This window comes from Pedobacter sp. AC190 (assembly GCF_979258025.1).
In genome coordinates this window covers 694,605-719,864 of record NZ_OZ409824.1, presented here as the reverse complement: position 1 = coordinate 719,864, position 25,260 = coordinate 694,605, and the positions used below count along the sequence as shown (strand labels likewise).

19 protein-coding genes and 5 tRNA genes are annotated in these 25,260 nt (G+C 36.2%); 23 read left to right on the top strand and 1 reads right to left on the bottom strand.

The window, feature by feature from the left end; all coding sequences use genetic code 11:
• The first annotated feature begins 57 nt into the window (after positions 1–57).
• Positions 58–957 (top strand): ComEA family DNA-binding protein, encoded by a 900-nt coding sequence (locus ACZZZI_RS03220; protein WP_463488541.1) that lies wholly within the window; start codon positions 58–60, stop codon positions 955–957.
• A gap of 211 nt (positions 958–1,168) precedes the next feature.
• A complete protein-coding gene (locus tag ACZZZI_RS03215) occupies positions 1,169–2,320 on the top strand; it encodes an acyl-CoA dehydrogenase (RefSeq protein ID WP_316759406.1) in 1,152 nt (383 codons plus the stop codon).
• Positions 2,321–2,476: 156 nt separating this feature from the next.
• Here the strand turns inward: ACZZZI_RS03215 and ACZZZI_RS03210 are convergent, their stop codons facing one another.
• Positions 2,477–2,863: a hypothetical protein gene (locus tag ACZZZI_RS03210; RefSeq protein ID WP_316759402.1), complete on the bottom strand. Its 387-nt coding sequence runs from the start codon at positions 2,861–2,863 to the stop codon at positions 2,477–2,479.
• Between the two features lie 517 nt (positions 2,864–3,380).
• Between ACZZZI_RS03210 and ACZZZI_RS03205 the strand changes: the two genes are divergently transcribed.
• The 21 genes from ACZZZI_RS03205 to ACZZZI_RS03105 all read left to right on the top strand — a co-directional run bounded on the left by ACZZZI_RS03205 (position 3,381) and on the right by ACZZZI_RS03105 (position 25,250).
• Positions 3,381–6,554, top strand: coding sequence for a SusC/RagA family TonB-linked outer membrane protein (locus tag ACZZZI_RS03205; RefSeq protein ID WP_316759399.1), 3,174 nt, complete (start codon positions 3,381–3,383; stop codon positions 6,552–6,554).
• Positions 6,555–6,571: 17 nt separating this feature from the next.
• A complete protein-coding gene (locus ACZZZI_RS03200; protein ID WP_316759398.1) occupies positions 6,572–8,023 on the top strand; it encodes a RagB/SusD family nutrient uptake outer membrane protein in 1,452 nt (483 codons plus the stop codon).
• 174 nt (positions 8,024–8,197) lie between these two features.
• Entirely contained in the window at positions 8,198–8,392 is a 195-nt protein-coding gene (gene rpsU, locus ACZZZI_RS03195) for a 30S ribosomal protein S21 (protein WP_231462547.1), read from the top strand.
• 139 nt (positions 8,393–8,531) lie between these two features.
• On the top strand, positions 8,532–9,416 hold the full coding sequence (locus ACZZZI_RS03190) for a tyrosine-type recombinase/integrase (RefSeq protein ID WP_316759396.1): 885 nt from the start codon (positions 8,532–8,534) through the stop codon (positions 9,414–9,416).
• Positions 9,417–9,430: 14 nt separating this feature from the next.
• The gene (gene hpf, locus ACZZZI_RS03185; RefSeq protein WP_316759395.1) at positions 9,431–9,778 is read left to right on the top strand and encodes a ribosome hibernation-promoting factor, HPF/YfiA family; all 348 of its coding nucleotides are present in this window, start codon (positions 9,431–9,433) and stop codon (positions 9,776–9,778) included.
• 230 nt (positions 9,779–10,008) lie between these two features.
• Positions 10,009–10,081 (top strand) — tRNA-Thr (locus tag ACZZZI_RS03180).
• A gap of 38 nt (positions 10,082–10,119) precedes the next feature.
• Positions 10,120–10,202 (top strand) — tRNA-Tyr (locus ACZZZI_RS03175).
• Between the two features lie 78 nt (positions 10,203–10,280).
• A tRNA-Gly gene (locus ACZZZI_RS03170) sits at positions 10,281–10,353 on the top strand.
• 86 nt (positions 10,354–10,439) lie between these two features.
• Positions 10,440–10,511, top strand: a tRNA-Thr gene (locus tag ACZZZI_RS03165).
• Between the two features lie 126 nt (positions 10,512–10,637).
• Positions 10,638–11,825, top strand: a complete 1,188-nt coding sequence (gene tuf / locus ACZZZI_RS03160) for an elongation factor Tu (RefSeq protein WP_316759394.1) — start codon at positions 10,638–10,640, stop codon at positions 11,823–11,825.
• A 56-nt stretch (positions 11,826–11,881) separates the two neighbouring features.
• Positions 11,882–11,955: transfer RNA gene (locus tag ACZZZI_RS03155), tRNA-Trp, on the top strand.
• 91 nt (positions 11,956–12,046) lie between these two features.
• Entirely contained in the window at positions 12,047–12,244 is a 198-nt protein-coding gene (secE, locus tag ACZZZI_RS03150; protein ID WP_316759392.1) for a preprotein translocase subunit SecE, read from the top strand.
• A 9-nt stretch (positions 12,245–12,253) separates the two neighbouring features.
• Positions 12,254–12,793, top strand: coding sequence for a transcription termination/antitermination protein NusG (gene nusG / locus ACZZZI_RS03145; RefSeq protein WP_316759389.1), 540 nt, complete (start codon positions 12,254–12,256; stop codon positions 12,791–12,793).
• A gap of 245 nt (positions 12,794–13,038) precedes the next feature.
• Complete coding sequence (rplK, locus tag ACZZZI_RS03140; RefSeq protein WP_132529141.1) at positions 13,039–13,482, top strand: 50S ribosomal protein L11; 444 nt, start codon at positions 13,039–13,041, stop codon at positions 13,480–13,482.
• 20 nt (positions 13,483–13,502) lie between these two features.
• Positions 13,503–14,201, top strand: a complete 699-nt coding sequence (gene rplA / locus ACZZZI_RS03135) for a 50S ribosomal protein L1 (protein WP_316759381.1) — start codon at positions 13,503–13,505, stop codon at positions 14,199–14,201.
• Positions 14,202–14,203: 2 nt separating this feature from the next.
• Positions 14,204–14,725: a 50S ribosomal protein L10 gene (gene rplJ / locus ACZZZI_RS03130; RefSeq protein ID WP_231462586.1), complete on the top strand. Its 522-nt coding sequence runs from the start codon at positions 14,204–14,206 to the stop codon at positions 14,723–14,725.
• Between the two features lie 65 nt (positions 14,726–14,790).
• Positions 14,791–15,165 (top strand): 50S ribosomal protein L7/L12, encoded by a 375-nt coding sequence (gene rplL / locus ACZZZI_RS03125; protein WP_316759378.1) that lies wholly within the window; start codon positions 14,791–14,793, stop codon positions 15,163–15,165.
• A gap of 157 nt (positions 15,166–15,322) precedes the next feature.
• Positions 15,323–19,126, top strand: coding sequence for a DNA-directed RNA polymerase subunit beta (gene rpoB / locus ACZZZI_RS03120; RefSeq protein ID WP_316759376.1), 3,804 nt, complete (start codon positions 15,323–15,325; stop codon positions 19,124–19,126).
• Between the two features lie 80 nt (positions 19,127–19,206).
• Positions 19,207–23,493, top strand: coding sequence for a DNA-directed RNA polymerase subunit beta' (gene rpoC / locus ACZZZI_RS03115; RefSeq protein ID WP_316759373.1), 4,287 nt, complete (start codon positions 19,207–19,209; stop codon positions 23,491–23,493).
• 144 nt (positions 23,494–23,637) lie between these two features.
• Positions 23,638–23,949 (top strand): DUF3467 domain-containing protein, encoded by a 312-nt coding sequence (locus tag ACZZZI_RS03110; protein WP_316759370.1) that lies wholly within the window; start codon positions 23,638–23,640, stop codon positions 23,947–23,949.
• Between the two features lie 77 nt (positions 23,950–24,026).
• Positions 24,027–25,250: an OmpP1/FadL family transporter gene (locus ACZZZI_RS03105; RefSeq protein ID WP_316759367.1), complete on the top strand. Its 1,224-nt coding sequence runs from the start codon at positions 24,027–24,029 to the stop codon at positions 25,248–25,250.
• The last annotated feature ends 10 nt before the right edge of the window (positions 25,251–25,260 follow it).

Below are 25,260 nucleotides of genomic sequence, written 5' to 3'. Positions count from 1 at the left end.
TGTTTTGCAATCCCAAAAATAAGATTTATATTTATAATAAGCATGTCATATCGCATTATGAGAATTTGGCTCAATAAATACTTCGGTTTTAGTAAAGGAGAATTCAACGGATTAGTGTTCTTAATCGTAATTATAATTGTTTTAAAATCCTTTCCGTTAATATACAATTATTATAAACCTGTTGAAAAAGATAATGGAAATTTGTTAGCCTCCATCCAAAAATTAACAATAGCAGATGAGCAAAGTTACAATTACACAAGAGATCGAATTGAAAACTCAAGTCTGAAAAGTGCACCTAAATTATTTAAGTTCGATCCGAATACGATAGATTTAGAAGGCTGGCAAACACTTGGTTTATCTCCAAAACAAGCTCAATCAATTGTAAATTATACAAAAAAAGGGGGGAAGTTTTTTAAGGCTGAAGATTTACAAAAAATGTATACCATTTCGCCCGAAATGTATAAAAAGCTCTTGCCGTATGTTGAAATTGATAATCAAAATTCGACTTTTCTCAAAAAATATTTTCCATATGATAAAAAGGAATACGTTAAGAAAGCTTTGGTTGTGGTTGATGTTAATCGTGCAGATTCAGCCCAACTTGATGAAATAAAGGGAATTGGACCTTCTTTTGCTTTAAGGATTCTTAAATATCGCGAAAGGTTAGGTGGTTTCCATAAAAAAGAACAGCTTATGGAAGTTTATGGTTTGGATTCGTTAAAGTATGCAGAAATAAAAGACCAGATTTCCATTAATTCTGCTGTTATAAGAACTGTTAATATTAATGTTGCCGATTTTAATGCATTAAAAAGTTCACCCTATTTATCTTACAAACAAATAAATGCTATTATTCAATTTCGTAAACAGCATGGTAATTATAATGATGCAAACGATTTGAAAAAGGTTTTAATTCTTAGTCCTCAAATTATTGAGAAAATTGCTCCATATCTTACTTATTAGTATGAAAAGCAGTTTAATGCTAAATTGTAGCATTAAGGCAATAAAAAAAATATTTATTTTTTTGATATCTTTTGAGGGGTTTAAAATTAATGTATAAACTAATTGAACCAAATACCATTTCATTCTGCAATTGCACAAATATTTAATGGTAAACAACTATGAAATAAATGTTTATCATTGCCGCAACTAACTACATAAAAAATATAAATTAATGAGCGTAAGCTATAATTTTTCAGAAACTGAAACGCAGGTAAATGTTAAGGCAATGGTTCGGGATTTTGCCGAAAAGCACATTCGTCCGAATATAATGGAATGGGATGAGGCACAGATTTTTCCTGTGGAGTTGTTTAAGCAATTAGGGGATTTGGGTTTAATGGGCGTGTTGGTGCCTGAAGAGTATGGTGGCTCGGGTTTGGGTTATCAGGAATATGTTGATGTTATTGTTGAAGTTTCTAGAGTTTGTGGTTCGATAGGTTTATCGCTTGCTGCACATAACTCACTTTGTACTGGGCACATTTTAGCTTTTGGTAATGAAGAACAAAAACAGAAATGGTTACCAAAACTTGCAACAGCAGAATGGATTGGGGCTTGGGGTTTAACAGAGGCAAATACAGGTTCTGATGCCTTGAGAATGATGACAACTGCAGTTGAAGATGGTGATGACTATATTATTAATGGATCAAAAAACTGGATCACTCATGGCAAAAGTGGAGATATTGCAGTAGTTATGGTTCGTACTGGCGAGCAGGGGAGTTCGAAAGGAATTTCAGCAATAGTTGTAGAGCGTGGTACACCTGGTTTTTCTGCAGGGAAAAAAGAAAATAAATTAGGTATGCGTGCATCAGAAACTACTGAAATGATTTTTGATAACTGCCGTGTACCTAAAGCGAATTTGCTTGGTAACGTTGGTGAAGGTTTTAAACAGGCGATGAAAGTTTTAGATGGTGGAAGGATTTCTATCGCAGCTTTGGGTTTAGGAATTGCAAAGGGTGCTTTTGATGCTGCGGTGTCATACTCCAAACAACGTCAGCAATTTGGGCAACCGATTTCGAGTTTTCAGGCTATTAGTTTTAAGCTTGCTGATATGGCAACGGAAATTGAGGCGGCAGAGTTATTGATTCGCCAGGCAGCAGATTTAAAAAACAGGCATTTACCTATGACAAAGGAATCGGCAATGGCAAAATACTTTTCATCTGAAGTAGCTGTAAAGGTATCGACCGAGGCCGTGCAGATTTTTGGAGGTTATGGATATACAAAAGACTTCCCTGTAGAAAAGTTCTATCGCGATAGTAAGTTATGTACAATAGGCGAGGGTACATCCGAAATTCAGAAGATTGTAATAGCAAGAGAAATATTAAGCTAATGGCTTAAACACCAAAGCAGAAAGCTTGGTTAATAAAGAAACAACAAACCAAATATATTATGAGTAATCCGGATCGTTTAATCGCGTCCGGATTTTTTTTGCCTGGATAATTTATATTTTCTACTAATGAATTGTATTTCGAAGAGAAAGAAATGACTATTGCGGTAAATCTTTAACAGAAATTACACTATCTACAACATATACTGTGAAACCTCTCCATGGTAAAGTATTTTTGTATTCTTTATAATGTAACTCGTAAAATTTGCCACTATTGGCCATCATCTTTTCCGCAATTTCTTTACTGCCAATAGAAAACTCGAATTCGTTATTCTGTAATGTTCCAGTCTGTCTTGATTTTATGCCGCTTTGAATCAGTTTGCCTTCATATGTTTTAAACATATAGCCTTTTTTTACTACATAGTTAAGTTCTCCTGCTTTTACGCCTTCTCCGAAAACAAAAAAGTAGCGGTAGTATGCTATTCCTGCAATTACTAAAACTGCAATTAAGATAATTAGGCCGATAATTTTTTTTCCTGAGGTCATTTTTCTACTGTTTTTACAACTAAAAGTAAGAAAACTATATAATATTACTACAAATTGGAAATAATAAATATTATGATAGGTTCTTTCGCTTTTATTAGTCGTTATTTTTTAATTAAATGATGTTTAATGTTAAGTTTTGCATTTATTTTTGGTCTTTTTGGTTTTGTTGTGGGTATTATTTGTTTTGTTTTTGATTTTATCGCTAATATTTAGATATTTTTTTAGTTAAATTTTATATTTTATTCTTTTTTTAAATTTATTTTTTGTTTTTTTAGAAAACCAAACCAAAAACAATCTATTTTTAGCCAAATATTACATGTTTTGAAGAAAATTTAACTAGTTTTCTACATATATATGTGATATTTTTTTGTTTATAGGTGTTTTTTAAATCAGATAGGGGAGTTTTTCATGTGTTTAGTGAGTCTTAGGGCTTGCTTAGGCGATTTGATGGGTTTATTTTGTGCTAGAATACAATTTTCCTCAATATATAATTAATCAATAACCTAAAATTAAATGTATGAAAGAAAAACTACTAGTTTTGTTTCTTCTTGTTGTGCTGAGCTTTTCAGTTCGGGCACAGCAAAAAACGATTACCGGAAAAGTTACAGCCGAGAAAGATGGACTTCCAATACCTGGTGTTTCAGTAACTGTTCCAGGAGTTAGAATTGCGGCTCAAACTGGGGCAGATGGTGCATATTCCATTTCCGTACCCAGTAACACAACTTCACTTACCTTTAGGTTCATCGGTTATGCTGGTAAAACACTCCCTTTAAAAGGAGCTACGTTAAACGCACAGCTTGAAGAAGAAAGTAATTCATTAACTGATGTTGTTGTTACAGGCTATACAACTTTAAGAAAAGCAGATAATATTGGTTCAATCTCAACCATTACTGGGAAGCAACTAGAAAATAAACCAGTTCAAAGCTTTGACCAGGCTTTGGGTGGTAAGGCTGCGGGTGTTCAGATAACTATCCCAAATGGAGTTTTAAATAATCCTCCAGTAATCCGTATCCGTGGTACAAATTCAATTTCATTAAGTTCTTATCCTTTAATAATTGTTGATGGTGTAGCTACTTATACAGGTGATGTAAGTGGAACAAGTGCACCAGGTAATGCACTATCAAGTATTAATCCTAATGATATTGAGCGACTCGAGGTTTTAAAAGATGCTGCAGCTTCAGCTATTTATGGTAGCCGCGGTGCAAATGGTGTAATTGTTATTACCACTAAAAAAGGCAAGCCTGGTAAAGCTGTTGTTTCATACGATTCGTGGGTAGGTTCTACCAAAGCCAGGGGTTTACCTGAACTTTTGGATGCATATCAGTATACAGATTTAAAAAACGAAGGTTTAAGAAATGCAGGAACTTTCGATAACACAAATGCAAACCCAGCTAACAGAAGATATTTTGCTTTGTCGAATGATGCCGCTGGAAATGTAATTAACACAAATTGGTATGATTATATTTATAGAACAGGCTATTCGCATAATAATTCGGTAAGTATTTCTGGTGGAACCGAATCCACCAATTACTATATGTCTGGAAGTTATACCAAACAACAGGGTATTGTAGTAAATAATGATTACACCAGGAAAGCAGGCTTGTTTAAAGTTGATCACCGGGAGGGTAAAATTTTTACTATTGGTGGTAAAATATCTTATTCAAATGAAGAAAATTTATCGGCGACCTCTACAGGTTCTCTTGCAGGCGAAGCATTTGGAACTGGCGGTCTTGGTCGTTTAGCGATTGTAACTGCGCCAAACGTTTCTCCTTATAATAATGATGGAAGTTATAGTGTTTTTAATGCGACTACGATTGGCAGAGGGGCAAATGTTGGTTCCGATGTTGGTTTTTATAATCCTGCTGCTGTCTTAAATCTCGATCGTTCCAATAACGAGATCAATCACATCCAATCGAATATTTATTTACAAGCCAATATTACACCTTGGTTAAATGCAAAATCTGTTTATGGTATAGATTATATCTTTTCAGATAATGATTCTTTTGCAAACCCGATCAATGGAGGTTCTGCTGCTTCTGGTGGTTCTGCTGCAGAAAGTTTAAATAAGAATAAGCGTTGGGTATTAACGAATACTATCCAGGCAGATAAAACTTTTGGAGAAAAACATAATTTCTCACTTTTGTTGGGTAACGAACAACAGAGAAGTACTTCATTAGGGTTTGGCGCTTCCCGTACAACCTTATCCGATCCAGCATTTAATGTATTTGCAGCTGGTTATGCAACCCCCGCTGTAAATGTTGCCAACATGGGCGAAAATTATCTGGTGTCTTTTTTTAGCGGTTTAACTTATAATTACGATAAGAAATATTACGTTAATGCTAACGTACGTCAGGATGAATACTCGGCTTTTGGAGCTGATAATAAAAAAGGTGTGTTCTATGGTGTTGCCCTAGGATGGGAAATTGCAAGAGAAAAATTCTGGTCGAAAATTGGACTTGATAAAACCTTTACAAGTTTCAAAATCAGAGGATCGTATGGTACTGTTGGTAATACAAGTGGCTTAGGGAATTTGGCTTCGTATTCATTCTATTCAACGGGCTTATATAATGGTGCTTCAACGTTAGTTCCTAATCAAACGGGAAATGATCAGATTGGTTGGGAAGAAAGTAAAAAGTTAGACCTTGGTTTTAATTTTGGAATTTTAAATGATAGGATTACTGTAGAAGCGGCATATTACAAAAACACACTTGATGGCTTGATCTATAACGTGCCTCAGGTTCCTTCGGCTGGTTTACCAAGTACTCCACAATTAAACATTGCATCTATGTATAATAAAGGGCTTGAACTGGCTATTAATGCAGATGCTGTGCGAACTGAAAGCTTCAGCTGGTCTCCATCTTTTAACATCTCTTACAACAAGAATGAAATCTTGTCATTATCAGAAGGTTTAACTCAGTTTATTCAGGCTACATCTTCATTGGAATCTGCAAGTATTTCTAAAGTTGGCGGTCCGTTGGGTATGATTTATGCAGTTCAAACCGCTGGTGTTGATCCTGCAACAGGAAGAAGAATCTTTATTGAAAAATCAACAGGGAGAAAAGTATTATATCAACAAGTTGCGCCTGCAGGCCAATTTAGATATTCTTATGAAGACGGAACTGAAGCAAGAAACGGTATTTCATTAAATAACGATGGTATTCCCTATAAAAACACTCAACCAAAGTTTTCTGGAGGTTTTAATAATACATTCAGATATAAACAATTCGATTTAGATTTAACCTTTACCTACCAATTAGGTTTCTACATTTATTATGGAACGAACTCTGGCTTAAGAGATCAGCGTTTCTGGAATAACTCAACCGATATGTTGAATAGATGGACTACTCCAGGACAGGAAACTGATATTCCGAAAATCGTTAACGGAGATAACGTATCAAACGGGTCATCGTTTCCGATTGATATTAATGTTTTTAAAGGTGATTTCCTAAAACTTAGAAGTGCGACTTTTGGTTACACCATTCCAAAAAGTGCTGTTGCAAAATTGAAGCTTGCAAGTGCAAGACTGTACGTTAGTGGTAGTAACCTTTTAATTTTAACTAAATATCCTGGTTCAGATCCCGAAGTTTCATCAAACGGAAACTCAGTTGGAGGTAATGCTTCTCCAGGTGTTGAAAGGAATTCTGTTGGAAATGGACGTGCATTTACTGCAGGTTTATCGGTTAAGTTTTAAATTTTTAATCAATAGATATGAAAAAGAAATTAATATATATTGTTTGTGTATCGCTTTCGTTATTAACAAGCTGCAAGAAATCGTTGCTTACGCCCGAATCGCAAACAGCTGTTGCAACATTAGATTATGCACAATTCTCTACTGTTGGAAGAATTCAGGGACAGGTTTTAGGCTTATATGCAGGTTTAAGAGCTGGCGATTTTTATGGAAGCAGATACCTTATTTATAATGAGCTTCGTGCAGATAACTTTCTTGCTCAAAGCAGTAACTCAGTAACGGCTTATCAAACTTATAACTATACACTAGGTAATGGTGCTCAAGAAGTAACTGATTTCTGGGCTTCGGCTTATAGTACAATAAATAGATGCAACCTTTTTATTGATGGTATGGCGGTAAAAGGAGTATCGGTAGTTGGTGCAGATCTGACAAAGAATTATGTGGCCGAAGCCAAATTGGTTCGTGCTATAAGTTATTATAGTTTGCTCCAGCTCTACGCCAGGCCATATTATGATGGCTTGGGTAGTAAACCAGGATTACCTTTGCGTTTAACAGGAAATTCCGTTGCTGGTAATTATGATTTAGCAAGAAGTACAGTTGCTCAGGTTTATACTCAGATTTTAAAAGATTTAAATGAAGCAGAAACCGAATTACCACTTAGCTACGGTACAACTGCAGTTACCAATGTAACCAGGGCGCATAGAAATACAGCAATTGCATTTAAAACAAGGGTTTATTTAACGATGCAGCGTTATGCAGATGTAATAACCGAAGCCAATAAAATTGTAAGTACAACCGCACCATATGTTGCATCGAGTGGTGTGTCACTGGCTTTGCAAAGCGATATTACCAATGTATTTAAGACACCATACACAACCAGCGAATCTATTTTATCGATGCCGTTTGTAACTGGAACAGAAGCAGGAGGAGGTCAAAGTGCTTTAGGTTCTTACTTTTTTGGAGTAAAATTATATTCTTTAAATCCAACAGGAATAATTGGTGATGCAGGATATAAGGCAACTGATAGAAGAAGGAGCTTTATTACTTTATCAGGAGGTTTGCCGTATATGTCGAAATTTCCAACGCTTGCTGCTGCGGGTTATGCAGATTATGTTCCAGTAATTAGATATGCAGAAGTATTGCTGAATCTGGGCGAGGCAAGAGCCAGAAGTTTAAATGCTTTGGATGCACAGAGTATAGGTTTACTAAACGCCGTAAGAGGCCGATCGGATGCGACTACTGTTTTTACTGCAGCAAATTTTGCTAGTCCACAGGCTTTGTTTGATGCTTTTATGACGGAACGTAATATCGAATTTTTAGGCGAAGGTTTGCGTAGTCCTGATTTGTTACGTTTGGGTCTAACAATTCCAGGTAAAGGAAATGTTTCGGCAGTTCCAGCAAGTTCTTCGCAGTACATCTGGCCAATATCAGGTACTGAATTATTATACAATAAACTTATGACGGATAATTAATTTAACCATCTTAAATAATAAAATGCCCTGAACGAAATTTCAGGGCATTTTATGTTATCAGCCATGGATGAATATTTTTTTTGAAATCCTTTCTCATTTTCAATTATTTGCTTACATTTGCAGCCCCGATAACACGGGAAATTTAAAAACCACGAGAGGAGGTATTTCAGCGTTATGATCATTATCAACATTAAAGACGGCGAATCATTAGATAAAGCCCTTAAACGTTTCAAGAAGAAATTCGAAAAAACTGGAGTTTTGAGAGAACTACGTAGCCGTCAGGCATACGAGAAAAAATCTGTAGCTCGTCGTACTGAAATTAAACATGCTGTTTATATTCAAAACATGAATCAAGATACAACTATATAGTTGTTACCGATATAAGTTATTAAATGCCTTCAGGATTTTTTCTGAAGGCATTTTTTTTGTGTAAAATTTTCAGTTAATAATTTCTTAATATTAAAACTATTAGTAACTTCATTCTAAGTGCCGAACTAATATTTACTAAATGCTGTTAAATAGTTTTCTAACTTATATATCACACGAGAAACGTTATTCTCAGCACACCATAAGTTCTTATCAAACTGATTTAGGCCAATTTGAAACTTATATCCAAAGCACATTCTTATTAAGTATTCCAGAAGTTAAGCACACGCATATAAGAAGTTATATGGTCGATTTAATGGAGTCGAAATCTTCGGCTGCTACCATTAACCGAAAAATATCTGCATTGCGTAGCCTTTATAAATTTTTGCTTCGCGAAGATAAAGTTTCCCAAAACCCGATGCTTTTAGTTAAAGCGCCAAAAATCCCTAAACGTTTACCAGTGTTTATCGAAACACAAAAAATCGATAATCTTTTAGATTCTTCTGAGTTTTTCGACGATAGCTTTAGCTCTGTCAGAGATCACCTAGTAATCGAATTACTTTTTGGTACAGGTATGCGATTATCGGAATTATTGCAATTAAAAGAAACTGATGTTGATGCTTATGGCGGAACGATAAAAGTTTTAGGTAAAAGAAATAAAGAAAGAATTATACCTATAAATAAACAGCTTATTAATCAGTTAAATAGCTATGTTGAGGCAAAAATGGTGCAGAATTTCAATAACAATTTACTTAATTTAATCGTTACCAATACAGGTAGTGCTGCATACCCTAAGTTAATATATCGTATTGTAAGTTCTTATTTAAGTCTTGTATCAACCAGTGATAAAAAAAGCCCGCACGTATTAAGGCATAGTTATGCAACGAGTTTGCTTAATGCTGGTGCCGATTTAAATGCTATTAAAGAGCTTTTAGGGCATTCTAGTTTGGCTGCTACACAGGTTTACACACACAATTCAATCGAAAGATTAAAAACAATTTATAAACAAGCCCATCCAAAGGCGTAAAAAAAGGAGGAAAAATGAAAATCGGAGTTCAATCAATCCACTTCAGTGCAGACAGTAAGTTGTTAGATTTTATACAGAAGAAGGCAAACAAGCTGGATCAGTTTTTTGATCAGATTATTAGTGGCGAAGTGTATTTAAAATTAGAGAACGTAGAAGATGAGGCTAATAAAATCAGTGAAATAAAGCTGATTGTACCAGGCGGCACCTTATTCGCTAAAGAACAATGTAAATCATTTGAAGAGGCCACCGATCTGGCTATCGAATCATTAAGAAAGCAAATAACGAAGCATAAGGAGAAAACTAGAAAAAAAATTAGTGAACAAAAAATAATATTAAGCGAAGGCGAAATATCTGATTACTAAGCAACTATTTTCTTAAAAAATGAATAAAAAATTAGCGAGCCATCAAGCTCGCTAATTTTTTTTCAAATTTATTTTGAATAGAAATATAAGTGTGTATATTTGCATTCCAATTCGGAAAGGGGGTTACCTCAAAAAAGAATTGGATAAGTTCTGTGAAAAGATAAATATTTTAAAAAACACGTTAATAGTATGAAAAATTAAGTTTTTTCGTATCATTGCGCAAAATTAAAGCCTCCTTAGCTCAGCTGGTAGAGCAACTGACTTGTAATCAGTAGGTCATTGGTTCGATTCCGATAGGAGGCTCTATTTATTGTAAAGTGTTCGCATTTTAGGATAAAGTTGGGGAGATTCCAGAGCGGCCAAATGGGACAGACTGTAACTCTGTTATCGCAAGATTTCGAAGGTTCGAATCCTTCTCTCCCCACATTAATTTTAGATTTGAAGATTTTAGGTTTACGAATGAAAGTTTGTAAACCTAAATCCAACAATCGGAAATTGATAAGCGGAAGTAGCTCAGTTGGTAGAGCGATAGCCTTCCAAGCTATAGGTCGCGAGTTCGAACCTCGTCTTCCGCTCTTTGGTTCATTGGGTAGTTTGTTCAGTGGTTCATTTGCAACCTAATGAACGATGAATAATTGAGCTGATGAGCTAAAAGAAAAAAGCCGACTTAGCTCAGCGGTAGAGCACTTCCTTGGTAAGGAAGAGGTCATGGGTTCAATTCCCATAGTTGGCTCAGGTAAATAGCTTTGTTAAATCTGTTATAAATACAGAAGAGGCAAGGTTTTTTGTGTTGCATTGCATCAAAACAATAAATAAAAAAAATAATAAAAAGTTAACCTACTAATTAGTTATAAATAAAATGGCAAAAGAAAAATTTGACCGCAGTAAACCGCACTTAAACATCGGTACAATCGGTCACGTCGATCACGGTAAAACAACTTTAACAGCAGCTATTACAAAATGTTTAGCTGATGCAGGTTTATCTGAGGCACGTTCATTCGAATCTATTGACTCTGCTCCAGAGGAAAAAGAAAGAGGTATTACAATCAATACAGCTCACGTTGAGTATTCAACAGCTAACCGTCACTATGCACACGTTGACTGTCCAGGTCACGCGGATTACGTGAAGAACATGGTAACTGGTGCTGCTCAAATGGACGGTGCAATTATCGTTGTTGCTGCTACTGATGGTCCAATGCCACAAACTCGTGAGCACATCTTGTTAGCTCGCCAGGTAGGTGTTCCTTCATTAGTTGTATTCATGAATAAAGTGGATATGGTTGATGATCCAGAATTATTAGAATTAGTTGAAATGGAAGTTCGTGAATTATTATCATTCTACGATTTCCCAGGTGATGATATTCCAGTAATCCAAGGTTCTGCATTAGGTGGATTAAACGGTGATCCGAAATGGGTTGGTAAAATTATGGAATTAATGGAAGCTGTAGATAACTACATTCCAATCCCTCCACGTTTAACTGATCTTCCTTTCTTAATGCCTGTTGAAGATGTATTCTCAATTACTGGTCGTGGTACTGTTGCTACTGGTCGTATTGAGCGTGGTGTAATCAACTCTGGTGATCCAGTTGAAATCTTAGGTATGGGTGCTGAGAACTTAAAATCTACAGTAACTGGTGTTGAGATGTTCCGTAAAATTTTAGATTACGGTGAAGCTGGTGATAACGTAGGTTTATTATTACGTGGTATTGAGAAAACTGATATCCGTCGTGGTATGGTAATCTGTAAACCAGGTTCAGTAACTCCTCACTCTGATTTCAAAGCTGAGATCTATGTATTATCAAAAGCAGAAGGTGGTCGTCACACACCATTCTTTAACAAATATCGTCCTCAATTCTATTTCCGTACTACAGATGTAACTGGTGAAATTTCATTAGCTGAAGGAACTGAAATGGTAATGCCAGGTGATAACGTTACAATCTCTGTAAAATTGATTTCTCCTATCGCAATGGAAAAAGGTCTACGTTTCGCAATCCGTGAGGGTGGTAGAACAGTAGGTGCTGGTCAGGTAACTGAAATCTTAGCTTAATTTTAAGCTATAATAATATTAAAAGAGCTAGTTTAGTCTAGCTCTTTTTTATACACACGGGAATAGTTCAACGGTAGAATAGAGGTCTCCAAAACCTTTGATCAGGGTTCGAATCCTTGTTCCCGTGCCAAAAATAATGATTGAATTAGTGAATGTTTTAATGATTGAATGTTAGGCATTCTCTCACTCACTAACTCAATCATTTAATCATTATAATAAATATGGCTAAAGTAGTTGAGTTTATAAAAGAATCATACGAAGAAATGACCAGTAAGGTTACGTGGCCTACTTGGGGAGAACTTCAAAATTCGGCAGTTCTTGTTTTAGTAGCCTCTTTAATTATTGCATTAATTATTTTTGCAATGGATAAAGGTTCTGTTTTTGTTTTAGATACTTTTTACAAATCACTTTCTAATTAATATACTATAATGAGCGAATTAAAGTGGTATGTTGTAAGAGCGGTAAGCGGTAAAGAGAAAAAGGTAAAACAGTATATTGATGCTGAGATTAGCCGTTTAGGTTTTTCTCATTTGGTACCTCAGGTTTTAATACCTATGGAAAAATATTACCAAATGAAAGATGGAAAAAAAATTGCTAAAGAACGTAACTTTTATCCTGGATACGTTTTAATTGAAGCAACTTTAGATGGTGAGTTAGAACATATTATTAAAGGCATTAATAGTGTTATCGGCTTTTTAGGTGATAAAGCAGGCAATCCAATTCCAATGCGCCAGGCAGAAGTTAACCGTATTTTAGGTGTGGTTGATGAGATGAGTGAGCAGGGGGAAATGATGAATGTTCCTTTCTACGTTGGCGAGAACATTAAAGTAATGGATGGTCCTTTTAATGGTTTCACTGGTGTAATTGAAGAAGTTAACGAAGAAAAGAAAAAATTAAAAGTTATGGTTAAGATTTTTGGTCGTAAAACACCTCTTGAACTTAACTATATGCAAGTAGAAAAAGAATAATTTAATTTACGATTGTAGATTTAAAATTATTAAAATATTAAAAAGCTTTCCTCAAAAGGGAGAGCTTTTATATTTTATTAGTGTTACACAAATAAACTAATATAATTATTTTCTGTAATCTATTGTAGGACTGCAAGATTATTCATATCTTTGCAGTCCTTTAAGCTTTATAGGAGTTAAAAGGAATTAAATGTTACATGCTTCCAATATTTAACATTGAGTTTTAAATAAACAAAAAACACAAAATGGCAAAAGAAGTCAGTGCAATGATCAAATTACAGATCAAAGGCGGAGCGGCAAATCCATCGCCACCAGTAGGACCTGCATTAGGTGCTAAAGGGGTGAACATTATGGAGTTTTGCAAACAGTACAACGCTCGTACCCAAGATAAAGCAGGTAAAGTATTGCCGGTTGTAATTACTGTTTATGCTGATAAGTCATTCGAATTCATCATCAAAACCCCTCCAGTAGCTATCCAATTAAAAGATGCTACTAAATTACAGAGTGGTTCTGCTGAGCCTAACCGTAAGAAAGTTGGGTCGGTGACCTGGGACCAGATTAAAGTTATTGCAGAAGATAAAATGCCTGATTTAAATGCATTTACAATCGAATCTGCAATGAGTATGGTTGCTGGAACAGCACGCAGTATGGGAATCACCGTTTCTGGTGACGCACCCTGGAACAATTAATTAAAAAACAGTTTACAACAGTGGCGAAATTAACTAAAAATCAAAAAAAGGCACATGCTAAGATAGAAGCTGGTAAAGCTTATACCTTAAAGGATGCGGCTGCTTTGGTAAAAGAAATCACTACTACTAAATTCGATGCTTCAGTTGATATTGATGTATCTTTAGGAGTAGATCCGCGTAAAGCCAATCAAATGGTACGTGGTATTGCTACTTTACCACACGGAACAGGTAAAACTGTACGTGTTTTAGCTTTAGTAACTCCTGATAAGGAAGAAGAAGCAAGAGCGGCTGGCGCAGACTTCGTAGGTTTAGACGAGTATGTAGCTAAAATTGAAGGTGGTTGGACCGATGTAGACATTATTATCACTACACCAGCTTGTATGGCTAAGGTAGGTAAATTGGGCCGTGTTTTAGGTCCAAGGAACTTAATGCCTAACCCAAAATCAGGTACAGTAACTAACGAAGTTGGTAAAGCTGTAACTGAGGTTAAAGCAGGTAAGATTGATTTTAAAGTAGACAAAACGGGTATCATACACGCCTCGATAGGAAAAGTATCATTCCCAGCAGATAAAATTTATGAGAATGCACTTGAAATTATTCAGGTTATTTCTAAATTAAAACCTTCTGCTGCAAAAGGAACTTATTTTAAAAGCATTCACGTGTCTTCTACAATGAGTCCTGGGATTGCAATTGAAACTAAATCAGTAGCGGGGATCTAATCATGAACAGAGAAGAAAAAAACGAAGTAGTTCTAGAACTACAAGGACAAATGCAAGAGTTTGGCAATTTTTATATTGCTGATACATCTAGCCTTTCTGTTGAGCAGATCAATAACATCCGCCGCAAATGTTTCGAAGGTGATATCGTAATGAAGGTTGCTAAAAACTCTTTAATTCGCAAAGCGATTGAAGGTTTAGATGGTGATGCTTCTGAGATATACGAAGCCCTTAAAGGTTCTTCATCATTATTATTCTCAAAAACAGCTAACGCTCCGGCTAAGTTGATTAAAACTTTGAGAAAAACTTCTGATAAACCAGTGCTTAAAGCAGCATATATAGATTCATCAGTATACGTTGGTGATGATCAATTGAATAACTTAGTAAGCTTAAAATCGAGAGAAGAGCTTATTGGCGATATCATTGGATTATTACAATCACCAGCGAAAAATGTTGTATCTGCGCTTAAATCAAGCGGAGGCAAAATTGCAGGAATTGTTAAAACTCTACAAGAGAGAGAAGGTTAACGAACACCTTAAGTTCGCAAATTAAACAAAATTATTACACACGTAAATTTTAAAATCTTAATAAAATGGCAGATTTAAAAGCGTTTGCTGAGCAATTAGTAAACTTAACAGTAAAAGAAGTTAATGAATTAGCTCAAATCTTAAAAGATGAGTATGGTATCGAGCCTGCAGCTGCTGCTGTAGTTGCTGCTCCTGCTGGTGGTGATGCACCTGCTGCTGCTGCAGAAAAAACATCTTTTGATGTAATCTTAAAAGAAGCTGGTGGTCAGAAATTAGCAGTTGTAAAACTTGTTAAAGACTTAACTGGTTTAGGTTTGAAAGAAGCTAAAGACTTAGTTGACGGTGCACCAAAAGAATTAAAAGCTGGTGTTGCTAAAGACGAAGCAGAAGCTCTTAAAAAACAATTAGAAGAAGCTGGAGCAGTAGTTGAAATTAAGTAAGCACTTAATTTAGCTAAGCTAAAAATGTATTAGACACCGACTGAAAATGTCGGTGTCTTTACCTGTTTATAAACATCTCATTTTGCTTGGTTAATGAGAATGTTTCAAACCCGAACCAAACAAATAGTTTATTCTTAAACTAAAATCTTTTAGTCCATTGGCAAAGACAGTCGAACAAAGAGTAAATTTTGCAACTAGTAAGCACATTATAGACTATCCGGATTTTCTGGATGTGCAATTGCAATCATTCAGAGAATTTTTCCAGATAGATACCACATCAGACGATCGCTCTAGCGAAGGTTTGTTTAAAGTGTTTGCTGAAAACTTTCCAATAACAGATTCAAGAAATATCTTCGTATTAGAGTTTCTTGATTATTTTGTTGATCCGCCACGTTACGATATACACGAGTGTATTGAGCGTGGATTAACCTACAATGTTCCATTAAAAGCAAAGCTTAAGCTTTCTTGTAACGATGTTGAACATGAAGATTTTGAAACCATTATTCAGGATGTGTATTTAGGTACTATCCCGTATATGACACCAAAAGGTACATTTGTTATCAACGGTGCAGAACGTGTTATCGTTTCGCAATTACACCGTTCTCCAGGTGTGTTCTTCGGCCAGAGCCGTCACACAAACGGAACCAAATTGTATTCTGCTCGTGTTATTCCTTTCAAAGGTTCATGGATCGAGTTTGCTACAGACGTTAATAACGTAATGTATGCGTATATCGATCGTAAGAAAAAATTCCCGGTTACCACTTTATTGCGTGCTATCGGTTACGATTCTGATAAAGATATCTTAGAACTTTTTGATCTTGCTGACGAAGTAAAAGTTAGTAAATCAGGTTTAAAGAAATATATCGGTCGCAAACTTGCAGCAAGAGTTTTAAAGAAATGGGTTGAAGATTTTGTAGATGAAGATACAGGTGAGGTAGTTTCTATCGACCGTAATGAAGTGATTCTTGAAAGAGAAACCGTTTTAGAAGACGAACACATTGATATGGTTATCGAAGCAGGTGTTAAAACTATTATCCTTTCTAAGGAAGATGGTGCTAGCCAGGCAGATTATACCATTATTTATAATACATTACAAAAAGATACATCAAACTCAGAAAAAGAGGCTGTTGAAAACATCTATCGTGCATTGCGTAATGCAGAACCACCTGATGAGGAAACTGCTCGTGGTATCATTGATCGTTTATTCTTCTCGGATAAACGTTACGATTTAGGAGATGTTGGTCGTTACCGCATCAACCGTAAGTTGAAAATGAATACACCTGATGATGTAAAGGTTTTAACAAAAGCGGATATTATTGCAATCGTTAAATACCTGATTAAATTGATCAACTCTAAAGAAGAGGTGGATGATATTGACCACTTATCAAACCGTCGTGTACGTACGGTAGGTGAGCAGTTATATGCACAATTCGGCGTTGGTTTAGCTCGTATGGCTAGAACAATCCGTGAGCGTATGAACATTCGCGATAACGAGGTGTTTACACCAACTGATTTGATTAACGCTCGTACGTTATCATCAGTAATCAACTCTTTCTTTGGTACAAATCAGTTATCTCAGTTCATGGATCAAACGAATCCATTGGCAGAGATTACACACAAACGCCGTTTATCAGCATTAGGCCCAGGTGGTTTATCACGTGAGCGTGCTGGTTTCGAGGTACGTGACGTTCACTATACTCACTACGGTCGTTTATGTACTATTGAAACTCCTGAGGGACCAAACATTGGTTTAATTTCATCACTTTGTGTGCATGCAAAAATCAATAATTTAGGTTTCATTGAAACACCATACAAACGTGTTGAAGAAGGTAAAGTAGTTGTAGATTCAGATGTTATTTATTTATCTGCTGAAGATGAAGATGGTAAAACCATCGCCCAGGCTAATGCGGAATATGATGATAAAGGGGTATTTACAACACCACGTGTTAAAGCACGTTATGAGGGTGACTTCCCGATTATTGAGCCTGAGAAATTAGACTTGATGGACGTTGCACCTAACCAGATTACTTCAATTGCTGCTTCGTTAATTCCGTTCTTAGAACATGATGATGCGAACAGGGCTTTGATGGGATCGAACATGCAACGTCAGGCCGTACCATTGTTACGTCCTGAAGCACCAATCGTTGGTACAGGTTTGGAAGGTCGCGTTGCTCGTGACTCAAGAACATTGATCAATGCTGAAGGTAACGGTGTTGTAGAATATGTAGATGCTAACGAAATCACTATTAAATATGAACGTAACGAAGATGATCGTTTAGTTTCATTTGAAGGTGATAGCAAAACTTATCGTTTGATTAAGTTCAAAAAAACTAACCAGAATACTTGTATCAACTTAAAACCAATCGTTAAGAAAGGTCAGAAAGTTACTAAAGGACAAGTACTTTGCGAGGGTTATGCAACTGAAAATGGTGAATTAGCATTAGGTAGAAATTTGAAAGTGGCATTTATGCCTTGGCAAGGTTTCAACTTTGAGGATGCGATTGTAATTAACGAGCGTATTGTTCGTGATGACGTTTTCACTTCATTGCATATTGAAGAGTTTGAATTAGAAGTACGTGATACTAAACGTGGAGAAGAGGAATTAACACCAGATATCCCGAACGTTTCTGAAGAGGCTACAAAAGACTTAGATGAAAACGGTATTATCCGTATCGGTGCTGATGTAAAAGAAGGTGATATTTTAATTGGTAAGATCACTCCAAAAGGAGAATCTGATCCATCACCAGAAGAGAAATTACTACGTGCAATTTTTGGTGATAAAGCAGGTGATGTTAAAGATGCGTCTTTAAAAACTCCTCCTTCAATCCAAGGTGTGGTAATTGATACTAAATTATTCAGCCGTGCTAAGAAAACTACAAAAGCTGAAGAGAAATCGGCGATTGAGAAATTAGACAAAGGATATAACAATATCACTGAGAAATTAAAAGCAGAATTAGTTGACAAATTATTCACGATTGTAAATGGAAAAACATCTCAAGGTGTATTCAACATTTACAAAGAATTATTAGTTGCTAAAGGCGCTAAATTTACTCAGAAAATTTTAGCAGATCTTGAATTTGCGCACATTAGCCCTAACAAATGGACTACTGATGACGACAAAAATGAGATGATTAAAATGTTGCTTCACAACTACGGTATCCGTGTTAACGAAGAGCTTGGAGCTTACAAACGCGATAAATTTGCGATTAGTGTAGGTGATGAGCTTCCATCGGGAATTGTACAAATGGCAAAAGTTTATGTTGCTAAAAAACGTAAGTTAAAAGTAGGTGATAAAATGGCGGGTCGCCACGGTAATAAAGGTATTGTAGCACGTATTGTACGTGATGAAGATATGCCTTTCTTAGCCGATGGTACTCCAGTTGATATCGTGTTGAACCCACTGGGTGTACCTTCACGTATGAACCTTGGCCAGATTTACGAAACTATTTTGGCGTGGGCTGGTCAGGAATTAGGTGTTAAATTTGCAACTCCAATTTTCGATGGTGCTACACACACTGAAGTAGAAGAGTGGATTGCTAAAGCTGGTGTTCCTGCTTCGGGTAAAACTTACTTATACAATGGTTTAACTGGCGAGCGTTTCGATCAGACTACAACTGTAGGTATTATCTACATGTTGAAATTAGGTCACATGGTTGATGATAAAATGCACGCCCGTTCAATCGGACCATATTCATTAATTACACAACAACCATTGGGTGGTAAAGCTCAATTCGGTGGTCAGCGTTTTGGTGAGATGGAGGTTTGGGCATTAGAGGCATTTGGTGCTGCTAATATTCTTCAAGAGATATTAACCGTTAAATCGGATGATGTTATCGGAAGAGCCAAAACTTACGAAGCCATTGTTAAAGGTGAAAACTTGCCAACTCCTGGTGTACCAGAATCGTTTAACGTATTGGTGCATGAGTTGCGTGGTTTAGGTTTAGATATTACGTTAGACTAAAGTATAAAGTTAAAAGTTGAAAGTTTAAAGCTCCGGCTACTTTCAACTTTGCACTTTTAACTTTTAACTCAAAAAAGCATATGTCTTACAAAAAGGATAATAAATTAAAAAGCAATTTCACATCAATCACGATTAGCTTATCGTCTCCAGAAATTATTTTGGAACGCTCGAGCGGTGAGGTGTTGAAACCGGAAACCATTAACTATCGTACTTACAAACCTGAACGTGATGGTTTGTTTTGCGAGCGTATTTTCGGTCCGGTAAAAGATTACGAATGTCATTGCGGTAAATATAAACGTATCCGTTATAAAGGTATTGTTTGTGATCGCTGTGGTGTTGAGGTAACTGAAAAGAAAGTACGTAGAGAGCGTATGGGACACATCGCTTTGGTGGTTCCTGTTGCACATATCTGGTATTTCCGTTCTTTACCTAACAAAATCGGTTATTTATTAGGTTTGCCTACTAAAAAATTAGATTTAATTATTTATTACGAGCGTTACGTAGTTATTCAATCAGGCTTAATGGCTGAAGAAGGTATCAACTATATGGACTTCTTAACAGAAGAAGAATATTTAGATATCTTAGATAAATTACCTAAAGAAAACCAATACTTAGACGATAAAGACCCTAACAAATTCATCGCCAAAATGGGTGCTGAAGCATTAGAGGATTTATTAAAGCGTATTAACTTAGATACTTTATCTTACGATTTACGTCACCAGGCAGCTAACGAAACTTCTCAGCAACGTAAAAATGAGGCTTTAAAACGTCTTCAGGTTGTTGAAGCTTTCCGTGGTGCTAATACACGTATTGAGAATCGTCCTGAATGGATGATTGTTAAAATTGTTCCGGTTATTCCACCAGAATTACGTCCTTTAGTTCCATTAGAAGGTGGTCGTTTCGCTACTTCAGATTTAAATGATTTATACCGTCGTGTAATTATCCGTAACAATCGTTTAAAACGTTTGATTGAGATTAAAGCACCAGAGGTAATTTTACGTAACGAAAAACGTATGTTACAGGAAGCTGTAGATTCGTTATTTGATAACTCACGTAAAGTTAACGCGGTAAAAACTGAAGGTAACCGTGCTTTGAAATCACTTTCAGATATCTTGAAAGGTAAACAAGGTCGTTTCCGTCAGAATTTATTAGGTAAACGTGTGGATTATTCAGCTCGTTCGGTAATTGTTGTAGGGCCTAGCCTTAAATTACACGAGTGTGGTATTCCTAAAGATATGGCTGCTGAGCTTTACAAACCGTTCATTATTCGTAAGATGATTGAGCGTGGGGTTGTAAAAACAGTTAAATCTGCTAAGAAAATCGTTGATAGAAAAGATCCATTAGTTTGGGATATTTTAGAAAATGTATTAAAAGGTCACCCAGTATTATTAAACCGTGCTCCAACCTTACACAGACTAGGTATTCAGGCTTTCCAGCCAAAATTAATCGAAGGAAAAGCAATCCAATTACACCCATTAGTGTGTACTGCATTCAACGCCGATTTTGATGGTGACCAGATGGCTGTCCACTTACCGTTAGGTAACGCAGCAATTTTGGAAGCTCAAGTATTAATGTTGGCTGCACATAACATCTTAAACCCTGCAAACGGTACGCCAATTACAGTACCTTCTCAGGATATGGTTTTGGGTCTTTATTATATTACTAAAGGCCGTAGAACTGATGAAACAAGAGTTGTAAAAGGACAAGATTCTAATTTCTATTCACCAGAAGAGGTTATTATTGCTTATAACGAGAAAGAATTAGACTTACACGCATTTATCAAAGTAAGGGTAAATGTTAAACAAGCTGATGGTTCTATCGTTAATAAATTAACTGAAACTACTGTTGGTAGAGTGTTATTCAACCAATTGGTTCCAGAAGAAGTTGGATATATCAATGAGTTATTAACTAAAAAATCGTTAAGAGATATTATCGGTGAGGTAGTAAAAATAACTGGCATGGCTCGTTCTTCTCAATTCTTAGATGATATCAAAGAATTAGGATTCCGTATGGCATTCCAAGGAGGTTTATCGTTCAATTTACAAGACGTAAACATTCCTGTAGAAAAACATACTTTATTAGAACAAGCAGCTGCTGAAGTTGAAGAGGTAAGAAACAACTATAACATGGGTTTCATTACCAACAACGAACGTTACAACCAGATTATCGATATCTGGACTCGTATCAACAACAGGTTAACTACTTTCGTTATGACTCAGTTATCTTCAGATAACCAAGGTTTTAACTCAGTTTACATGATGCTTGATTCGGGTGCTCGTGGTTCTAAGGAGCAGATTCGTCAGCTTTGCGGAATGCGTGGTTTGATGGCTAAGCCTCAAAAATCAGGTTCAGGTGGTGACATTATCGAGAATCCAATTTTATCAAACTTTAAAGAAGGTTTATCGGTATTAGAGTATTTTATCTCTACTCACGGTGCTCGTAAAGGTTTGGCGGATACGGCATTAAAAACGGCGGATGCGGGTTACTTAACTCGTCGTTTACATGATGTTGCTCAGGATATGATTGTTAATTCAGAAGATTGTGGTACTTTAAGAGGTATGTACACTACTGCATTGAAAGATCAGGAAGATATCGTTGAGCCGTTATTTGATAGAATTTTAGGACGTACTTCATTGCATGATGTTTACAATCCTTTAGATAATACATTATTAGTAGGTGCTGGTGAAGACATCAACGAAGAAGTTGCAAAACTAATCGAAGAATCTCCGTTAGAAGGTATCGAAATTCGTTCTGTATTAACTTGTGAAAACAAGAGAGGTGTTTGTTCATTATGTTACGGTCGTAACTTAGCATCTGGTAAACGTGTTCAAAGAGGTGAAGCTGTAGGTGTAATTGCTGCACAGTCAATCGGTGAGCCAGGTACACAGTTAACACTTCGTACTTTCCACGTGGGTGGTACTGCATCGAACATTGCTGCAGAATCGAACATTGTAGCTAAGTTTGATGGTGTTATTGAGTTCGAAAACATTCGTACTGTTGATACACAAACAGAAGATGGTACAGTTCAGGTTGTATTAGGTCGTTCAGGTGAGTTCAAAATTGTTGAACCAGGAACTGGACGTATCATTGTAACTAACAACATTCCTTACGGTGCATTTTTATTCGTAAAAGAAGGTGATAAATTATCAAAAGGTGATAAAATCTGTTCATGGGATCCGTACAACGCGGTTATTCTTTCAGAATTTGCTGGTAAAGCACAATTTGACGCAATTATAGAAGGTGTTACCTTCCGTGAAGAGTCAGATGAGCAAACTGGTCACCGTGAAAAAGTTATTATCGATACACGTGATAAAACTAAAAACCCTTCAGTTCAAATCGTTGATAAGAAAGGTGAATTTATTAAAGGATATAACATTCCAGTAGGTGCTCACGTTTCAGTTGATGAGGGTGAGGCTATCCAAACTGGTCAAATTATTGCGAAGATTCCTCGTGCTACTGGTAAAACCCGAGATATTACAGGTGGTTTACCACGTGTAACAGAGTTATTCGAAGCTCGTAATCCATCTAACCCAGCTGTAGTAACTGAGATTGATGGTGTGGTAACTTTAGGTGGTGTTAAACGTGGTAATCGTGAGATTACAATCGAATCGAAAGATGGTGAAGTTAAAAAATACCTTGTTCCATTGTCTAAACACATCCTTGTACAGGATAATGACTTTGTGAAAGCGGGTATGCCTTTATCAGATGGTTCAATTTCTCCAGCGGATATCTTATCAATTAAAGGCCCTGCAGCGGTTCAAGAATACTTAGTAAATGGTATTCAAGAGGTTTACCGTTTGCAAGGTGTAAAAATTAATGATAAGCACTTCGAGGTAATTGTTCACCAGATGATGCAGAAAGTTCACATCGAGGATCCAGGTGATACTATTTTCTTAGAAAACAATGCAGTTGACCGTTGGGATTTCGCTGACGAGAATGATGCGATGTATGACAAGAAAGTTGTTGAAGATGCAGGTGATTCAAACGAAATCAAACCAGGACAAATTATTTCATTACGTAGATTAAGAGACGAAAATTCTCAATTGAAACGTAAAGATTTAAAACAAATTACGGTTCGCGATGCGAGACCAGCAACAGCAAGTTCTATCTTACAAGGTATTACAAGAGCATCATTAGGTACTAAATCGTTCATTTCTGCGGCTTCGTTCCAGGAAACTACGAAAGTATTAAATGAGGCGGCAATTGCAGGTAAACGTGATAACATGTTAGGCTTGAAAGAAAACGTAATTGTTGGTCACTTAATTCCTTCGGGAACAGGTGTTCGTGGTTACGAAAGAATCATCGTTGGTTCTCAAGAAGAGTACGATAAATTATTAGCTTCGAAACAAGAAGAAGTAGAAGCTTAATATAGCATATCATTTTATAAAAAGGGTTGTTTCGATAAGGAACAACCCTTTTTTGTTTTCAATAAATTTTAAAGCTTGGCACTTAAGTATTACCTTTAAAGGCTCTTAGTTTAATATCAATTACAAATTTTATTTAAAATCTTAATGGAAGAACAACAGAACGAAAACCAGTTAAATATAGAGTTATCAGAGGAAATTGCTGAAGGAATTTTTTCTAACCTTGCAATTATTACCCACTCAAACACCGAGTTTGTTTTGGATTTTATACGCGTTATGCCAGGTATTCCAAAGGCAAAGGTAAAATCGAGAATTATTTTAACTCCAGAACACGCTAAGCGGTTATTAGCGGCTTTAGAAGATAATCTTCAAAAATTTGAAGCTATAAACGGACGTATTAAAACACAAGAAGAACCACCATTTCCAATGGGTTTTGGCGGGCCAACTGCTCAGGCATAATTTCTTTTACAGAAACTTAAACAAATATTTGATTACTATGTTAGCATAGTATACATTTGTGCTATAACCATATATAAATGAAAAAAATTTTATTGAGCGTATTACTTTCCGCCCCATTATGGGTTTTGGGGCAGGGTTTCCAGGTTAACTTACAAGGGCAAAAACAAATCGGTATGGCAGGAGCAGGTTCTGCACTTGCATTAGATGAAGCCTCTGTATTTTTTAATCCTGGTGCAGTTAGTTTCTTAGAGAAAAACTCAATTTCAGCAGGCGTTAATCCATTATTATTTAAATCAGCTTTTCAACAATCAGGTTCTAATATTACGGAGAACGTAAAAAACAAAATAGCTCCACCATTCGAAGCTTATGCTGTTTGGGGGCCTAAATCAAACAGGTGGAAATTAGGCTTAGGTGTTTATACGCCATTTGGTGGATTAGTGGATTGGGGAAATGATTGGTCGGGTAAATACGCACTAACCTCTTTAAATTTAAAAGCAATATATTTTCAGCCAACCTTAAGTATTAAAATTACTGATCGTATAGGTATTGGCGCAGGTTTTGTTTATAACCATGGCGAGGTAAACCTACAACGTGCATTGCCTGTGAATTTTCCTGATGGACGTTCTGGTCATGCAACATTAGAAGGTACTGGAAGTGGGTATGGCTGGAATGCTGGTATATACATTAATACTCTGAGTAATATTACTTTTGCTGTTGTTCATAAGTCTAAAGTTGTAACTAAATTGGATGGTGGAACAGCAACTTTTGATGTTCCAAATTCTTTGAAAACATCTTTTCCAGATGGGAATACATTTAACGCAGAGCTTCCTTTGCCATCTACAACAACTCTAGGTATTGGTGTTCCGCTTTCATCAAGTACAACATTAGCATTTGATGCGAGTTGGGTACAGTGGAGAGTTTATAAAGAATTAGCATTTGATTATGCAATAAATACACCTGCTTTAGCAGATACAAAATCGGCTCGTAATTATCGTGATGGCTCTTCGTTTAAGTTAGGTGTTAATCACAAAGCTTCAGATAAGTTAGCACTTAGAGCGGGTGTTGGCTATGCTTTCTCCCCAGTTCAAGATGGTTATGTTACGCCCGAAGCACCAGATGCAGATCGTTATATATTGAGCGCCGGTGTTGGATATGCCCCTACTAGTCGCTTTGAGGTTAACGCATCGTTTTTCTTTGAGGACGTTAAGTCGCGTAAGCAAAAGAATTTGGAAACAGGTTTAGACGGTACATTTAAAACGTTAGTTTATGCTCCTGGTATTTCGTTAACTTATAAATGGTAGGAGAAAATCA

What these genes read in the sequence shown, in the direction of transcription:
- ACZZZI_RS03210 (WP_316759402.1), bottom strand. Translation starts at nt 2,863, where the DNA reads ATGACCTCAGGAAAAAAAATTATCGGCCTAATTATCTTAATTGCAGTT.
- hpf (WP_316759395.1), top strand. Translation starts at nt 9,431, where the DNA reads ATGAAAATCGGAGTTCAATCAATCCACTTCAGTGCAGACAGTAAGTTG.
- rplJ (WP_231462586.1), top strand. Translation starts at nt 14,204, where the DNA reads ATGAACAGAGAAGAAAAAAACGAAGTAGTTCTAGAACTACAAGGACAA.
- nusG (WP_316759389.1), top strand. Translation starts at nt 12,254, where the DNA reads ATGAGCGAATTAAAGTGGTATGTTGTAAGAGCGGTAAGCGGTAAAGAG.
- ACZZZI_RS03205 (WP_316759399.1), top strand. Translation starts at nt 3,381, where the DNA reads ATGAAAGAAAAACTACTAGTTTTGTTTCTTCTTGTTGTGCTGAGCTTT.
- rplL (WP_316759378.1), top strand. Translation starts at nt 14,791, where the DNA reads ATGGCAGATTTAAAAGCGTTTGCTGAGCAATTAGTAAACTTAACAGTA.
- secE (WP_316759392.1), top strand. Translation starts at nt 12,047, where the DNA reads ATGGCTAAAGTAGTTGAGTTTATAAAAGAATCATACGAAGAAATGACC.
- tuf (WP_316759394.1), top strand. Translation starts at nt 10,638, where the DNA reads ATGGCAAAAGAAAAATTTGACCGCAGTAAACCGCACTTAAACATCGGT.
- ACZZZI_RS03110 (WP_316759370.1), top strand. Translation starts at nt 23,638, where the DNA reads ATGGAAGAACAACAGAACGAAAACCAGTTAAATATAGAGTTATCAGAG.
- ACZZZI_RS03105 (WP_316759367.1), top strand. Translation starts at nt 24,027, where the DNA reads ATGAAAAAAATTTTATTGAGCGTATTACTTTCCGCCCCATTATGGGTT.
- rpsU (WP_231462547.1), top strand. Translation starts at nt 8,198, where the DNA reads ATGATCATTATCAACATTAAAGACGGCGAATCATTAGATAAAGCCCTT.
- ACZZZI_RS03215 (WP_316759406.1), top strand. Translation starts at nt 1,169, where the DNA reads ATGAGCGTAAGCTATAATTTTTCAGAAACTGAAACGCAGGTAAATGTT.
- ACZZZI_RS03190 (WP_316759396.1), top strand. Translation starts at nt 8,532, where the DNA reads ATGCTGTTAAATAGTTTTCTAACTTATATATCACACGAGAAACGTTAT.
- rpoC (WP_316759373.1), top strand. Translation starts at nt 19,207, where the DNA reads ATGTCTTACAAAAAGGATAATAAATTAAAAAGCAATTTCACATCAATC.
- rplK (WP_132529141.1), top strand. Translation starts at nt 13,039, where the DNA reads ATGGCAAAAGAAGTCAGTGCAATGATCAAATTACAGATCAAAGGCGGA.
- ACZZZI_RS03220 (WP_463488541.1), top strand. Translation starts at nt 58, where the DNA reads ATGAGAATTTGGCTCAATAAATACTTCGGTTTTAGTAAAGGAGAATTC.
- ACZZZI_RS03200 (WP_316759398.1), top strand. Translation starts at nt 6,572, where the DNA reads ATGAAAAAGAAATTAATATATATTGTTTGTGTATCGCTTTCGTTATTA.